The following is a 15059-nucleotide window of genomic DNA, read 5'->3' as shown; positions in this document are numbered from 1 at the left end:
AAATAAACTTGTAAAGATGACTAGTCATCTTTACAAAATATATTATACGAGGAGAATAATCACAGTAACCACAATAGCAGCAATCACATCATAAATATAAGCATATTTCAAAGCTTTTTTAATACGTTCTTTTTGATTTGCACCTTTATTTTGAGAAACAAAAGTAGAAATCCCTAATGCCATTGCAATAAAAGGCATATTAAAGAACATGTATAACTTTCTCGCAGCTGTGTGTCCAGCAATAATTAAATAACCTAAGTTATTGATTCCATATTGTAATATCACTGAACCCGCTGAAACAATACAGCTCATCAATCCCATTGAAAAACCTTGTCCTAATAGTTCTCTATAGAGATCTTTATCCATTTGAAAATGTTTCTTTTCAGGTAATAAAACACGTGTTTTTTTGATGATATAAATGATGCATAAAATAACTGATATTCCTTGTGAAATAACCGTAGCAACTGCTGCTCCTCTAATCCCCATTTGAAATTGAGTAATAAAAAGAATATCTAAACCTACATTTAATACTGATGAAATAATCAAAAATATAAGTGGCATCATACTATTCCCAATAGCTCTTAATAACCCAGCACATAAGTTATAAGCAAACATTACAATAATAAACAAAACAATAAAGAAAATATAACTGTACGCTTCATCAATAATTTCAATTGGTGTATTCAATATATTCAATAATGGTCTTAAAAAAACAAGACCAATAAGCGTTAAAACAACAGAAACAATAATACCTATCACAATCGAACTAGCAACTGATTTCTTTAATAATGTTTCATCTTTCGATCCATAACTTCGTGCAGTCACAATTGATAACCCATTGCCAATTCCTAATGCAAAACCAACCAGTAAATCATAAATTGCTGCACATGAACCAATTGCTGCCAAAGACACATCGCCTAAGTATTGCCCAACGATCATTGTATCAACAGTGTTATATAATTGTTGAAAAATATTAGATATCAATAATGGGATAGCAAAGATAACCAATGATTTAAATATGGGGCCATGAATTAAATCAACATCAAAATTCACAAATTTCTTTTTTTGAATATCCATCATCCATCTATTCCGTTACATTCTTGTTATAGAGTTCTACTAATGTGAAGATCCCATTTTCATATTCAAACTTTAAAATACAGCAATTATAAAATCTTTCTTTTTTAAGAACCTTAGCATACTGTTCAAATGCACGATAAAACTGCGCACATGCAGCTCCATGAGAAACAGCTAAAACAACTTTATGATCATCTTGATTCATAATATCAGTTAATGTTTTCACCATTCTTTCTCTTAATTCCATCTCACTATCACCACCAAATTGTTTAAAGAAATCACCATAAGGTAGTTTTGGATTTAAACATTCATCTTTTCCTTCAAATGCTCCAAAGTTCCATTCCTTTAAACCTTTGACTCTTGTATAAGGCATTTTCCCATCTGTGACAATTTCTAAAGTATCGCAGGCTCTTTCTGAAGTTGATGAATAAGCGTGATCAAAAGTAATCTGATTATCTTTAAAGTATTCACTTGCAATCTTTGCTTGTTTGATACCAAGTTGTGTTAATGGGGCATCACACCATCCTTGAATTTTATGCTGTAAATTAAATAATGTCTGTCCATGTCTCATTAAATATAATGTTTTTTTCATAATTATTATTCTCCTTTACACATCCATTTTACTCAATTATATTAAAAAAGTACAATATTAATATTGAAATCTGCTATAATGAAATAGAATAGTGAAAGGAGAAATATATGATTGAATTTGAACAACTTATCCATCTTATTGCTTTTGATGAATACAAAACATTATCTCGGGCTGCTAAAGAATTACATATCTCTCAACCTGTTTTGACACGTTCTATGCAAAAGCTAGAAGAAACACTAGATTTAACACTATTTGAACGTACAAAAAATAGAATGTATTTAAACGCAACTGGATTACTTGCGGTAGAACTTGCCAAAAGAATTATCAGTGATACAAAAAGCATGAAAACACAGTTAAGAGAATTTAATAGAAAGCAGCATACTATCTCGATAGGAACATGTGCTCCAGCTCCACAAATCTATCTCAATCAAAAAGTATCAAGATTTTATCCTGATAAAACGGTTTCTAATGAAATTAAAGATATCAATATACTCATAGATGGTCTCAAAGATCATACATACACCTTTATTATTATGCCTTATGAAATTGAAGATGATGATATTGAAAGCATTATGTTCATGGAAGAACAGCTTTACTTCTCACTCCCTCATGATCATCATTTGGCACATCAAAAAGCCATTTCCTTAAAAGAAATGGATGGAGAAAAAATGTTATTGATGTCTAATATTGGTTTTTGGAATCAAATGCATAATGAAACAATGCCAAATACCAAATTTCTCATTCAACAAGATCGAAGTGTTTTTTATGATCTCATCGAATTATCATCTTTACCTTCTTTTACATCAGATTTTAGCATGAAATATGATGGTATCCCACCAAATAGAGTTATTATTCCCATTACTGATAAAGAAGCTCATGCAACATTTTACTGTTGTTATTTAAAAGAAAATGAATCTCAATTGAAAGCATTTCTTTATACATTAAATAAGTAGATCTATTTAATGAAAAGTTCATGATGTACAGAAAAGATCACAGTCCATATCAATAGACTATGATCTTTTTTAATAGAATGACTTATAACAAAGTCATATATATTCTTTTTATTCTTCTTTACTTGATTCAAATTGTGACTGATATAAATCAGCATAGAATCCACCCTTAGCAAGCAATGATTCATGATTCCCAAGTTCCACAATATCGCCATCTTTCATGACAATAATTGTACTTGCATCTTTAATGGTAGATAAACGGTGAGCAATAATAAAACTTGTTCTTCCTTCCATTAACTTATCCATACCTTTTTGAATTAAAACTTCTGTTCTTGTGTCAACTGAAGAAGTCGCTTCATCAAGAATTAATATTTTAGGATCAGCTAAGAATGCTCTGGCAATTGTTAATAATTGTTTTTGCCCTTGAGAAATGTTGCTTGATTCCTCATTAATAATTGTTTCATAACCATCTTCTAGTGTATTAATAAAATGATCAGCATAAGCCAGTTCACAAGCTTTTATCATTTCTTCATCAGTTGCATCCAGTTTTCCATATTTTAAGTTTTCTTTAATTGTTCCACCAAATAACCAAGTATCTTGTAAAACCATTCCAAACAAACTTCTTAAATCACTTCTTGAGAAATCTTTAATATCATGACCATCAATCAAAATAGATCCACTATTTAATTCATAGAAACGCATTAATAATTTAACAATCGTTGTTTTTCCTGCACCAGTTGGTCCAACAATTGCAACACTTTGACCAGCATGGACATGCATTGAGAAATCATTAATAATTGTCTTATCAGGATTATAACCAAAGTTGACATTATTGAATGTGACACTTCCATCTATTTTTTGAATATCTTCGTGTTCTACAACTGGTGTTTCTTTAGACAACTCTTCTTCATCTAAAAATTCAAATACACGTTCAGCAGCTGCTGCAGTTGATTGAAGCTGATTCATAATTTGAGCAAGTTGTGTAATTGGTTGATTAAATTGTCTTACATATTGAATAAATGCCTGAATATCTCCAATTGAAATAGATCCTCCTGTTGCCAAGAAGCCCCCTAATAAACACACACCAACATAACCAATGTTTCCAACAAAAGTTGTTAATGGCTGTAATAAACCAGAAAAGAATTGAGATTTCCATGCAGACTCATACAAATCATCATTGTAAACAACAAATTTCTCTACTGATTCTTCTTCACCATTAAATGCCTTCACAACCTGATGAGCACCATACATTTCTTCAATATGACCATTCACATTTCCTAAACTCTCTTGTTGTTTAAAGAAATATTTCTGTGTTCTCTTCATAATGATTCCCATTAAAGCCATTGATACTGGTAATACACATAATGCCATTAAAGTCATTGGAATACTAATCGTTAACATCATAATTAATATACCTATTACAGTAACAACTGAAGTGACAATCTGTGTCATACTTTGATTTAATGACTGGGCAATCAAATCAACATCATTTGTAACACGAGATAATGTATCACCACTTGAATGCTTATCAAAATAACTTAATGGCAAGCGATCCATTTTTTCAGAAATGGCTTTTCTAAAATCATAAGCAACTCTTTGTGAAATACCAGAAGTTAAGAACCCTTGAATATAATTCAGTAATGCACTTAACAAATAAATACAACCTAAGAAAATCAATATCTCTGCAATAGCACCAAAATCAATACCACCAGTATTTGAGATTTTCGAAATAATACCTTCACTTAATTTATCAGTTGCCTTAGCTAAAATCTTTGGTCCAAAGATAGCAAAGACAGTTGATCCAGTCGCAAAAATAATAATAAATATAAATTTAACATAATAAGGTTTTAAGTAAGCAAATAATTTTTTTAGTGTTCCTTTAAAGTCCTTAGCTTTTTCTGTGGCATGTCCACCATGTCCCATTGGTCCTCTAGGCATCTGCTAATTCCTCCTTTGAAAGTTGAGAATAAGCAATCTCTTGATAAACTTGACAATCTTTCATAAGTTCTTCATGAGTTCCTTTTCCAACTATTTTTCCTTTATCCAAAACAATGATCTGATCAGCATCCATAATAGATGCAATTCTTTGACCAACAATTAAAATTGTGTTTTGTGTTTTTTCTGTTAGCTTACTTAATTCTTTTCTTAAAATAGCATCAGTTTTAAAATCTAATGCCGAGAAACTATCATCAAAAATTAATATCTCAGGATTTTTTGCCAAAGCTCTTGCAATAGCTAAACGTTGTTTTTGTCCTCCTGAAACATTTGTTCCACCTTGTGAAATCTCTTCACTTAAACCTTTTGGTTTATCATCAACAAACTCGCTCGCCTGGGCAATACGAATAACTTCATTTAAATCTTCATCACTTGCATCACGTGCACCATATTGAAGATTAGAGCGAATTGTACCTGAGAAAAGAACACCTTTTTGTGGAACAACACCAATTAATTCTCGTAAATCATGTTGTTTCACTTTTCTAACATCAACTCCATCAACGAGAATTTCACCTTCTGTAACATCATAGAAACGAGGAATCAAATTAATTAATGTTGATTTTCCTGATCCTGTTGAACCAATAAAAGCAGTTGTTTGACCAGGTTTAGCTGTAAAGTTAATATCACTTAAAACAGCTTCATGGGCACCAGGGTATTGGAAAGTTACATTTTTGAATTCCACTAAACCTTTTTTGCTTGCATAGAAATCTTCTGCAACATCAGGATCTTTAATTTTTAATTCTGTTGATAAAACATCATAAACTCTACCTGCTGCAACACTGGCACGTGGAATCATGATGAAAATCATTGCAATAAATAAGAATGACATAATGATATTCATTGTATATTGAATAAAAGCCATCATTTCACCAATTGCAATATTTCCTAAATCCATTTGCTTTGCTCCAACCCAAACAACAAGAACAGCTGCAATATTCATAATAAACATCATAATTGGCATTAAGGTTGCCATAGCACGATTCACAAATAAATTAACTTTTGTTAAATCATCATTTGCACCATCAAAACGTTCCTCACTATGTTTTTCATTACCAAATGCTCGAATAACAAGAACTCCTGTTAAATTCTCTCTCATTGTTAAGTTCAATCTATCAATTAAGGATTGAATAACTTTGAATTTAGGCATAACCACTTTGATTAAGATGAATAAGACAACACTAATCACAATCAAAATCATAAAGATAATCCATGTCATTGATGTTGAATGTGTTAAAGCTTTGTATAAAGCTCCAATTCCCATCATAGGTGCAAATAATACAATTCTAAGTAACATAATCACGAGCATTTGAACTTGCGTTATATCATTTGTTGTACGCGTAATTAATGAAGCTGTTGAAAACTTATTAAATTCTGTATTTGAAAAACTCTCTACTTTCTTGAAAACAGCCTTCCTTAAATCTCTAGCAACACCGGCCCCAACACGAGATGATAGGAATGCTGAACTCATCGCTGCAATAGAACCAATTAAGGCAATACCTAACATAATTAAACCAGATTTAAGTATATAATCTGATTGAATTTTATCGACATCAGCGCCCAATCCAATATACTCTGTTTTCACACCATTACCAGCAGCAATTAACATTGTTGTTTCACCCATGGCATCCATTTGTTCATCAATACTTTTTGTCATTTCTTTTTTTGCTTCTTCATCCATCATTGAAAAGACTTTATAAAGATCAGTACCTGCTGGTAAATTACCAAATCTTTCTTTGTATTCATCAGAATTTGGATCCATTGAATCAATAGAAGATACCATTAACATTGGTTTCACTAAAGCACTTTCTAATTGTTCATTTTGTTCTTTAGAAAGATCTTTTAATAAATAGGCATCTTTCAATTTTGGAAATGTTTCTTTGATATCATCATCTAAATCATTATAACTTGTGAATGTATAACTAGATTTAATGACTTCTTGTTGAGCATCATCAGCAAAAATCAAAAGATGTTGTAATGTTTCATCACTTAAAACATCAGCAACTGGGCTATCAAATCCACCTGCTTGAATTCCATTTGTAACTATCTTGCTCATATAATCAGGCAACGCTAACTCTGATTGAGATTGAATAAAGACAAACCCAATACAAAGAATAATTGGTAACCAAAATTTATAAGCAAATTTTCGCAACTTGATCATTCAATTTCCTCCTTTATATTTTTTTGAATTTTATGAATAACTTTTAATACAGATTCATATTCCTCATTTGTAATACCTTTACAAATAACCTCTTGATAATGATGAATTGCATTCTCCATATCATTCATAAGTTTTTCCCCTTTTTTTGATAAAACAATAGAATAAACTCTCTTATCATTTCTATCAACTTCTCTTTCAACCAACCCCGAATCAACCAAACGTTTTATTCTTACTGAAAGAGTCGCCTCTGTAATATGAAGATGTTTTGCAATTTCTTTTTGATTCATCTTTTCATTTCTAATAAGATATAATAACTTCCCTTGTTCTGGAGTAATATCCTGACAATGTCCAGACATCATTTTGTTATGCAATTTATGGACCATTCGTAATTCTTCCATAATTATACTCAGTTTTTCATATTTCATGCTTCTTCACCCCTTATTACTTAGCGCACTAACTATTATAGTTAGTCGACTAAGTAATGTCAATACAAATATAAAAAAGAAACTTCTTTTTATGAAATTTCTTCTTTAACCATATATTTTTCTAATAATCTAACAACTTCCTCAATGAGCTCATCACAAGTTTGTCGATTAACTTTTTTATCAGTTTCTCTTAACCCTAAAAGTTCACCACAAATGACTGAACCATGACTTTCTTCAAATTCTTTGCATAGTGAAGCAACTTTCTTATTAACAAATTGTTTTTGTTTCACATCCGCAGCTTCTTTTCCAAACTTTTGACCTAAGACCATGGCTCCACCTGTCAATGTGCCACAGATTTCACGGGTCATTCCTAACCCACCACCAAAACCATAAGCAGTTTTCATGGCATCTTCTTTTGAAATATCTAATAAATCTAAATAGGCTGCAAAAACAGCTTGAGCACAATTATATCCTTCATGATGTGTTTCATAAGCAACTCTGACTCTTTCTTCTATATTCATTCTTACTCCCTTATTTGTCCTTGTCCATAAATTCGATATTGAAATGATGTCATTTCTAAAAGTGCAAGTGGACCTCTTGCATGCAATTTTTGTGTACTGATACCGAGTTCTGCACCAAAACCAAATTCTCCACCGTCACTAAAACGAGTTGATGCATTATGATAAACACAGGCTGAGTCCAAAGAGTTTAAGAAAAGTGTCGCTGCTTCTTGATTCTCAGTCACAATACATTCAGAATGCTTTGTTGAATATTTATAAATATGATCAATGACCTCATCAATGGAATCAACAATTTTCACTGCTACAATATAATCATCATATTCAGTAGCATAATCTTCCTGTGTTGCTTTTTGACATGAAATCATACCACATACACGCTCATCACCACGAATCTCTACCTTTCCATCAAAAGCCTTTACCATTGCTACAAGATACTCTTTAGCAATATCTTTATGAACTAGAATTGTTTCAATGGCATTACAGACTGATGGTCTTTGTATTTTAGCATTCACTGAAATAGCAATAGCTTTGTGCATATTAGCATCTTTATCAATATACAAATGACAATTCCCTGCACCTGTTTCTATGACAGGAACTGTTGCGTTATGGATGACATGCTCTATCAGTCCTTTACCTCCTCTTGGCACCACAACATCTACATACTCATTGGCAGTAATTAATTGTGAAACCATTGAACGATCAGTATTTTCAATAAGAGTAATCGTTCCTACTGGAAGAATATGACGTGTTGCTTCTTGCATAATACGTGTTAATATTTGATTAGAACATAATGCTTCCTTGCCGCCTTTTAAAACACAGACATTACCAGATTTAATGCATAAACATGCAATATCCACTGTGACATTTGGTCTTGATTCATAAATAATACCAAAAACACCTATTGGCACTCTCACCTGTTTAATAAGCAAGCCATTAGGTCGATGAATCTCTCGAATAACTTGACCAACTGGGTCACTTAATGTTGTTAATTTTAAAACATCTTCAGCAATGTTTTCAATTCTCTGCTGTGTTAACAAAAGACGATCAACCATAGCAGATGACATCCCATTTGCTTTAGCATTATCAATATCAATCTGATTTGCTGCAATAATTTCATCAACATGCTTTTTTAATGCATATGAAATTGATGTTAAAGCTTGATTTTTTTGTTCAGTACTTATCTTTAACATTGTACGGCTTGCCTTTTTAGCAAGTTCCAACTGGATCTGTAAAACACTATCCATAGCAATCCCCTCCTATAATAACCATATTATTTGCATGAACAACAACATCATAATCTTTATAATGTAATATAGATTCAATTTCACAACTTTGATGACCCATAATCAATTTAATTTCTTCACTTGAATAATTGCTTATACCCTTAGCAATCTTTTCACCACGAACATTCATAATATCTACAACCTGCCCCCTCATAAAATGCTCTTGCACATTGACAATTCCCTTCGGCAACAAACTTTTACGATGAACCTGCAAAGCTTCAGCAGCACCTTCATCAACAACTATGCATCCTTTTGAACTTGTTCGATAAGTAAGCCAATGAACTTTGGCATTCATATTCACACCACTTTTCCCATTAAACCAAGTTCCACTTTCATGTTCATCAAAAATATGCAAAATACTATTTTCCTGTTGACCATTAACAATCACCAGATGACTCCCATAATCATTCACAATCTTAGCTGCTCTGATCTTTGTTGCCATGCCACCAGTTCCTAATCCCGAAGATGTATCACCTGCCATATGACGTATATCATCATCAACATAATCTACAAATTTAATCAGTTGTGCATCTTTATCAACATGTGGATTCGCTGTATAAAGACCATCAATATCACTAACAAGGATTAACATATCGGCTTCTACAACAGGAACAATTAAAGCGGCTAGTGTATCATTATCACCAACTTTAATTTCATCAACTGCCAATGCATCATTTTCATTCACAATCGGAATCACACCATAGTGCATCAAAGAATGCATTGTATTGGTAAGATTAATCAATCTTTTTCGATCATCAAAATCACCATGATTTAATAGAACCTGTGCACATTCAATATCAAACAATTGAAATATTTCTTCATAGATTTGCATTAATTTTGCTTGTCCAATAGCTGCTAAAGCTTGCTTCTCTGGTATCGTTTGTGGTTTTTCCTTCAATCCTAAAGCCCCCATACCAGCAGCAATTGCTCCTGAAGAAACTAAAACAATAGAATAATCTAATTCTATCAATTTTGATATTTGTAAAATTAAATATAAAATCTTTTCTTTTTCAATTTGTCCTTTCTGATTACAAAGTGAAGAAGAACCAACTTTAATAACAATCTTCTTAATTCCCTGTAAATCTCTCATCATAATCCCCTCTTATCTCTTTATAAAATAAATATTTAGCAATCTCAAATCTTCCTTTAAATACCCCAATATAGAAAAACAAAGATGTAACCATACAAAATAACATTAATATTTCATTTATTGTCCCCACAAACAATAAAACAAGACCTGTCACACTCCAATACAATGCATGCCTCAATATATAACCAATATAAAGCTGAATAAATTTAAACATATTTCCTTTCATCAATTGAATTGAATATTGAATACATTCACTCCAAGAAAATTCTTCTAGTTCCATAACATATGGTACAGGCATAAATAAGCCTGTCAAACCTAAATAAACAAGAAGACACACAATAAAATTAAGAACTATAAATGCATTCTCTGCAATCAAAGCAATTTCTTGAAAATCAGGAACAAAAAACTCTGTTTGAATAAAAGCATTTCCTAAAGAAGAAAACCATTCTATTGATAGTTCTGGAATGAAGTGATGAAATGAAAATATTGTTGGTAAAGCCACAACTACTGTCAGAAATAAAATAATAGCTTTTCTCATCAAGTAAGCAGGAGCAACACGTGGGAATTCCATAATTCCAACCATTGATTGATGATAATCAATACGTGCATGATCTTCATCTGTTAGTTTCATGACACACTTTACATAACCATGAGCAATTGGTGATAAAAAGAGTGAAACAAAAAAGGAGAATAACCCGCTTTGCAAGTATTGTGCGAGTAATCCAACATAACCAACATAGAAAAACTCTGGTATAATCTGTTGACGATATTTTAAATATATATGATTTGCCTGTTGCTTTATTCCCCTTATATTCATACTATGTCCTCTCTTGTTTTACTATTATACACAACTTCATCATAAAAGTAAAAGAAAAGCCACAAACTCTAAAATTCGTGACTTTCATCCATTATTTTACTTTATCTAAAGAATATAAGATATTTCCTTCTTTACCATCTCTTCTACCTTGACCATTAGTTTTAGTTTCATGACAAGCATACAATTGTATACCATGAAATAATATTGGAAAATGAGCATCTTGTCTGGTTAAAATCAAATCACAACATTCAATAACATTATCTAACAATTCTTTATGAGATGTAAATGTTCCGTGATTTCGATATATAATATCATAATCATTTTCATATTCCTTCAAACAAATTAAACTTTTTTGATAATCTAAAACAGATGATGAAAATTCATCAAATAAGAGAACACCAACCCCACATGCATCTCCAAAAATAATAGTGCGTTCTTCTTTAATAAGTGGACACATCATTCCTGGTGTATGTCCCTTCACTAATATCATCTGAATAGTTATACCACCTAAATCAAAACAATCATTATCTTGAATATCTTGTATATCTCCTTGATATGTAGGTATAAATATCTCTGCATCTATCTGCATAGGAGAATGAGCATTTGTATCTTCAATTCGGAACTGCATATCACCATGTTTATGAAATACTGGCATATCATCATGATTCATATACACTTCATCAAACAAACCAGCTCCACCCATGTGATCAAGATGCCCATGAGTTAAAATAACAATAATTGGGAGGTCTGTCATCTGCTCCACATACGTTTTAATATTTCCTATCCCATTACAAGTGTCTAATAAACATGCCCTGTCATCTCCAATCACCAAATAACAACAAACACCTGTTATATCTATAATTCGATAAATACGTTCACTTAATTTTTCGTGTTTAAAATATACCATATATCACCCTACACTAAACTTTCATCTAATTTCATAAACCACATCACTACAAACCCAATAACAACAGAAACAACCATTGATATTCCTAATAAAATATAATTTGAATTTGGTCCACCTAAAAATGCTGGTAAAATATATAATCCATTTGATGGGCTTAAAACATATGCTTTTAAACCTAATAATCCTGTCACAACACCTGCTATAAAACCTGATATAATTCCTGCATATAACGGTGTTTTATAAGGAATATTCAAGCCATATAACATAGGTTCACCAACCCCACCAAACAACCATGTAATAAAGTAACCTAAAGTCAATTGTTTTTTCTTTTTATCTTTAAACTTAATAACACAAGCCAACGTCACTCCTGCTCCAGCATAACTACAAGCAAAAATAGCAGGTATAATAAAAGCATCATATCCAACCATTGGGAATGTCATAAATAAGAAAGCCATCAAAACAGTATGCATTCCTGTTAAAACCAATAGTCCAAAAGTAGCACCAACGACTCCTACTGCCAATGGCCCAGCAACATCATACAAACAAATAATACCTTGACAAATATATTGTCCTGCAAATGATCCCAAAGGACCAAACAAACATAATTCTAATGGTAACATAATCAACAATGTTCCTAAGGGAATTCCAAAAACTTTTAGTACATCTGGTGTATACTTCTTAAAGAAACGTTCTACATAAGAAGCAACCCAAATTGTAAGTATGATTGGAATGATTGATGATGTATAATTTTGTGCTACAGCAGGTATGCCGTAAACATCGAATTTCGTTCCATCAGCTGCTAATTGAATTAAAGTTGGATGAATAAGAATAGCTCCTAAAAACATCCCCATTAACTCATTAAATCCAAATTTTTTAGATGCTGTATAACCTACATAAATAGGTATAAAATACAATCCTGCATCACCTACAAACTGAAAAAGAACATACAAACTATCTTTTTCAGTGAAAACGCCTAACAATTGAGGACCCAATACAGCTACGATTGCTTTACAAATTCCCATACATAATAAAATGGGAATTAATGGTGTCATACATCCAGCTAAAGCACCCATAATGTTATTTATATAAGACTTGATATCTTTTTTAATAGGTTCTTTAATTTTACAGTGTTCTTCTTGTAGCTTATCTTGATTTGGTAATAATTGCATGACTTCATCGTATAAATTTGTCACTTGTGGTCCAATAATCAATTGAAATTGTCCACCTTTATAAACAACACCCATAATTTCATTCATTGCCTTTAATTCATCTTGATTTGCTTTTTCAATATCATTTAAGCTAAATCTTAATCTTGTCATACAGTGAGTCACTGATTTGACATTTTCCTTGCCACCAACTTTTTCTAAAATTGTTGATGCTAAAACTTGATTCGTCATTTTTTTATCCTCCACTTTAATTAGATATATTAAAATAAAGGTTTAGCCAGCCTGACTGTCACTATCCAGTTTGAGAAAATCTTCACCTCCCTTAGTTAAAGTTATATTTAATGTTCAGTTAATTTAATAACGTGAACTAATAAATATAAGATTTCTCCCTCTAAGGCTTCATCATATTTCATTGAAACATAATCTAATATTTTTAAAACGCATTGATATTGTTTTAAATATTCATTTTGTAATGTCTTTAAAAGAGTTTGACTTTTTTCAGAGTGAATATTTTGTTGATTAATAATTCTTTCAAAAAATACTCTTAAATGCATTATAAATCTTGTATACTCTAATCCATCTTTATCAATGTTCAAATCAAAACAAGATTCTACTATATCATACACATCATCAATCATAGTTGTAATTTCAATAACTTCTTTAAATTCTGTATTCATCTGGGCATTGACTATATGTAAAGCAATAAAGCAAGCTTCATCATCTTCTATCTTAATATCAAACAATTCTCTAATCATTTCTACAACCAATAATCCCGCTTGATATTCCTCTCGATATAATCTTTTCACATCCCACAATAGAGCATTATCAAAAACTATTCCCATCTTTACTCTTTCTAACAAATTAAAAATATGATCTGTCAATGTTACATAAATTTTATCACTTAACTCTTTATGAATATTTGCCTTAATGACATCTATCATATCTTCACAAGCATTAATACAATCATATGGAATATGAACAAGAATTTCTTGATATCTTCGATTTATTTCCTGATTTTTAATAACAAATATTTTATCAATTTTATTTTGATTGATTTCATCACCACTCTTCTTTTGAAATGCAATCCCTTTTCCCTTCACAATAATATCTTCACCAGACTCATCAACACTCATAACAGCGTTATTATTTAAAATCCTCTTAATTATCATAAAACACCTATTGAATATCTAAAATAACATCTTGAATTGTTAATTCATCTGCCTCGGTTTTATGAATTAATGAATATTGAGATAATTGAGTGATGATAACCATAACATCGGTTTCATATCCTGCATTTTTAATCTTTTCAACATCAAACTCTATTAACAAGGTTCCCTCTTCTACCACATCTCCAACATGCACATAACTTTTAAAACCTTCACCATCCATTTCAACTGTATCAATACCAATATGGATTAAGACTTCTACACCGTCTGTTAATATTAATCCAATAGCATGATAAGTTGGAAATAACATACTCACTCTACCACTTGCGGGGGCATATACTTTTCCCACACTTGGTACAACAGCAATGCCATCTCCCATCATCTTTTGAGAAAATGCTTCATCGTTTACTTCTTCTAAATACTTCTTTTTTCCATCTACAACACTCATTAATTTCATAACTTTTCCTCCTTATACAAAAAGACCTGAATGCATAATTAAAAAATTATGTAAACAGGTCTTGCTTAACTTAATAATGACAATACTGAACTACATTTATTAAAATAACATAATTCAACAAAATTGTAAAGGCTTTCTTTATATTTTGTTTTATTAGTATGATTGTAATAAAACAAATATATCATGTTCATCTTTAATTGATACAATTTCAACTGCTAGTTTTTCTAATTGTTCCCTTGAACTGTTCTCTATCATAGTAACGACTTCTGATGATAAATATCCTACCTTTTTGTTTAATTGTTTCAGTATTGTTAAACACATTCCTTCCTGTACTGCCTTCTTTCTAAAGTTATCAATCGATTCGCACATATCAATTTCCTCCTTCTCTTCTTTCCTGACTATCTTCAATAACTCTTCTCCCTTATCTACCAGTGATGCCAATACAATCGCTGTATCTC

The 15059-nt window shown here is 31.3% G+C and carries 15 protein-coding genes; 1 reads left to right on the top strand and 14 read right to left on the bottom strand.

Annotated features, from left to right (window positions below; translation table 11 throughout):
• Positions 1-42: 42 nt before the first annotated feature.
• Entirely contained in the window at positions 43-1077 is a 1035-nt protein-coding gene (locus AC5M21_RS14725) for an MATE family efflux transporter (protein ID WP_017144151.1), read from the bottom strand.
• A 7-nt stretch (positions 1078-1084) separates the two neighbouring features.
• Positions 1085-1666, bottom strand: coding sequence for a histidine phosphatase family protein (locus tag AC5M21_RS14720; RefSeq protein WP_008788266.1), 582 nt, complete (start codon positions 1664-1666; stop codon positions 1085-1087).
• A gap of 107 nt (positions 1667-1773) precedes the next feature.
• On the opposite strand from AC5M21_RS14720, the gene AC5M21_RS14715 reads away from it, so the two are divergent.
• On the top strand, positions 1774-2619 hold the full coding sequence (locus AC5M21_RS14715) for a LysR family transcriptional regulator (RefSeq protein ID WP_008788265.1): 846 nt from the start codon (positions 1774-1776) through the stop codon (positions 2617-2619).
• Positions 2620-2727: 108 nt separating this feature from the next.
• Here AC5M21_RS14715 and AC5M21_RS14710 read toward each other — a convergent pair whose 3' ends face one another.
• From AC5M21_RS14710 to AC5M21_RS14655, 12 genes are all read right to left on the bottom strand, one after another.
• On the bottom strand, positions 2728-4554 hold the full coding sequence (locus tag AC5M21_RS14710) for an ABC transporter ATP-binding protein (RefSeq protein ID WP_008788264.1): 1827 nt from the start codon (positions 4552-4554) through the stop codon (positions 2728-2730).
• Positions 4547-6769 (bottom strand): ABC transporter ATP-binding protein, encoded by a 2223-nt coding sequence (locus tag AC5M21_RS14705; RefSeq protein ID WP_008788263.1) that lies wholly within the window; start codon positions 6767-6769, stop codon positions 4547-4549. Before AC5M21_RS14705 ends, AC5M21_RS14710 begins: the two co-directional genes overlap by 8 nt.
• Positions 6766-7194: a MarR family winged helix-turn-helix transcriptional regulator gene (locus AC5M21_RS14700; RefSeq protein ID WP_008788262.1), complete on the bottom strand. Its 429-nt coding sequence runs from the start codon at positions 7192-7194 to the stop codon at positions 6766-6768. The genes AC5M21_RS14705 and AC5M21_RS14700 overlap by 4 nt, the downstream gene beginning before the upstream one ends.
• Positions 7195-7283: 89 nt before the next feature.
• A complete protein-coding gene (locus AC5M21_RS14695; protein ID WP_008788261.1) occupies positions 7284-7715 on the bottom strand; it encodes a C-GCAxxG-C-C family protein in 432 nt (143 codons plus the stop codon).
• A 2-nt stretch (positions 7716-7717) separates the two neighbouring features.
• Positions 7718-8959 carry a glutamate-5-semialdehyde dehydrogenase gene (locus AC5M21_RS14690; RefSeq protein WP_008788260.1) on the bottom strand — a complete coding sequence of 414 codons (1242 nt, stop codon included), beginning with the start codon at positions 8957-8959 and terminating at the stop codon, positions 7718-7720.
• On the bottom strand, positions 8952-10091 hold the full coding sequence (gene proB / locus AC5M21_RS14685) for a glutamate 5-kinase (RefSeq protein WP_236916375.1): 1140 nt from the start codon (positions 10089-10091) through the stop codon (positions 8952-8954). Before proB ends, AC5M21_RS14690 begins: the two co-directional genes overlap by 8 nt.
• On the bottom strand, positions 10066-10905 hold the full coding sequence (locus AC5M21_RS14680; RefSeq protein ID WP_008788258.1) for a hypothetical protein: 840 nt from the start codon (positions 10903-10905) through the stop codon (positions 10066-10068). The genes proB and AC5M21_RS14680 overlap by 26 nt, the downstream gene beginning before the upstream one ends.
• Before the next feature lie 91 nt (positions 10906-10996).
• Positions 10997-11812 (bottom strand): MBL fold metallo-hydrolase, encoded by an 816-nt coding sequence (locus AC5M21_RS14675; RefSeq protein WP_008788257.1) that lies wholly within the window; start codon positions 11810-11812, stop codon positions 10997-10999.
• A gap of 8 nt (positions 11813-11820) precedes the next feature.
• Entirely contained in the window at positions 11821-13209 is a 1389-nt protein-coding gene (locus tag AC5M21_RS14670; protein WP_008788256.1) for a PTS transporter subunit EIIC, read from the bottom strand.
• Positions 13210-13316: 107 nt separating this feature from the next.
• Positions 13317-14147 carry a BglG family transcription antiterminator LicT gene (gene licT, locus AC5M21_RS14665; RefSeq protein WP_008788255.1) on the bottom strand — a complete coding sequence of 277 codons (831 nt, stop codon included), beginning with the start codon at positions 14145-14147 and terminating at the stop codon, positions 13317-13319.
• Between the two features lie 7 nt (positions 14148-14154).
• Positions 14155-14601 (bottom strand): PTS sugar transporter subunit IIA, encoded by a 447-nt coding sequence (locus AC5M21_RS14660; RefSeq protein ID WP_008788254.1) that lies wholly within the window; start codon positions 14599-14601, stop codon positions 14155-14157.
• A gap of 153 nt (positions 14602-14754) precedes the next feature.
• The coding region (locus AC5M21_RS14655; protein WP_117616421.1) for a DUF4351 domain-containing protein at positions 14755-15059 on the bottom strand (305 nt) is incomplete at its 5' end.

It is taken from the genome of Coprobacillus sp., from assembly GCF_984815275.1.
Note: the sequence above shows the minus strand (reverse complement) of the source record. Positions and strands in the feature narration are given on the sequence as shown.

Bases quoted from the DNA above. Each gene is read 5' to 3' on its own strand.
- AC5M21_RS14725 (WP_017144151.1), bottom strand. From the start codon at position 1,077: ATGGATATTCAAAAAAAGAAATTTGTGAATTTTGATGTTGATTTAATT.
- AC5M21_RS14700 (WP_008788262.1), bottom strand. From the start codon at position 7,194: ATGAAATATGAAAAACTGAGTATAATTATGGAAGAATTACGAATGGTC.
- AC5M21_RS14705 (WP_008788263.1), bottom strand. From the start codon at position 6,769: ATGATCAAGTTGCGAAAATTTGCTTATAAATTTTGGTTACCAATTATT.
- AC5M21_RS14680 (WP_008788258.1), bottom strand. From the start codon at position 10,905: ATGAATATAAGGGGAATAAAGCAACAGGCAAATCATATATATTTAAAA.
- AC5M21_RS14690 (WP_008788260.1), bottom strand. From the start codon at position 8,959: ATGGATAGTGTTTTACAGATCCAGTTGGAACTTGCTAAAAAGGCAAGC.
- AC5M21_RS14675 (WP_008788257.1), bottom strand. From the start codon at position 11,812: ATGGTATATTTTAAACACGAAAAATTAAGTGAACGTATTTATCGAATT.
- licT (WP_008788255.1), bottom strand. From the start codon at position 14,147: ATGATAATTAAGAGGATTTTAAATAATAACGCTGTTATGAGTGTTGAT.
- AC5M21_RS14670 (WP_008788256.1), bottom strand. From the start codon at position 13,209: ATGACGAATCAAGTTTTAGCATCAACAATTTTAGAAAAAGTTGGTGGC.
- AC5M21_RS14720 (WP_008788266.1), bottom strand. From the start codon at position 1,666: ATGAAAAAAACATTATATTTAATGAGACATGGACAGACATTATTTAAT.
- proB (WP_236916375.1), bottom strand. From the start codon at position 10,091: ATGATGAGAGATTTACAGGGAATTAAGAAGATTGTTATTAAAGTTGGT.
- AC5M21_RS14715 (WP_008788265.1), top strand. From the start codon at position 1,774: ATGATTGAATTTGAACAACTTATCCATCTTATTGCTTTTGATGAATAC.
- AC5M21_RS14695 (WP_008788261.1), bottom strand. From the start codon at position 7,715: ATGAATATAGAAGAAAGAGTCAGAGTTGCTTATGAAACACATCATGAA.
- AC5M21_RS14660 (WP_008788254.1), bottom strand. From the start codon at position 14,601: ATGAAATTAATGAGTGTTGTAGATGGAAAAAAGAAGTATTTAGAAGAA.
- AC5M21_RS14710 (WP_008788264.1), bottom strand. From the start codon at position 4,554: ATGCCTAGAGGACCAATGGGACATGGTGGACATGCCACAGAAAAAGCT.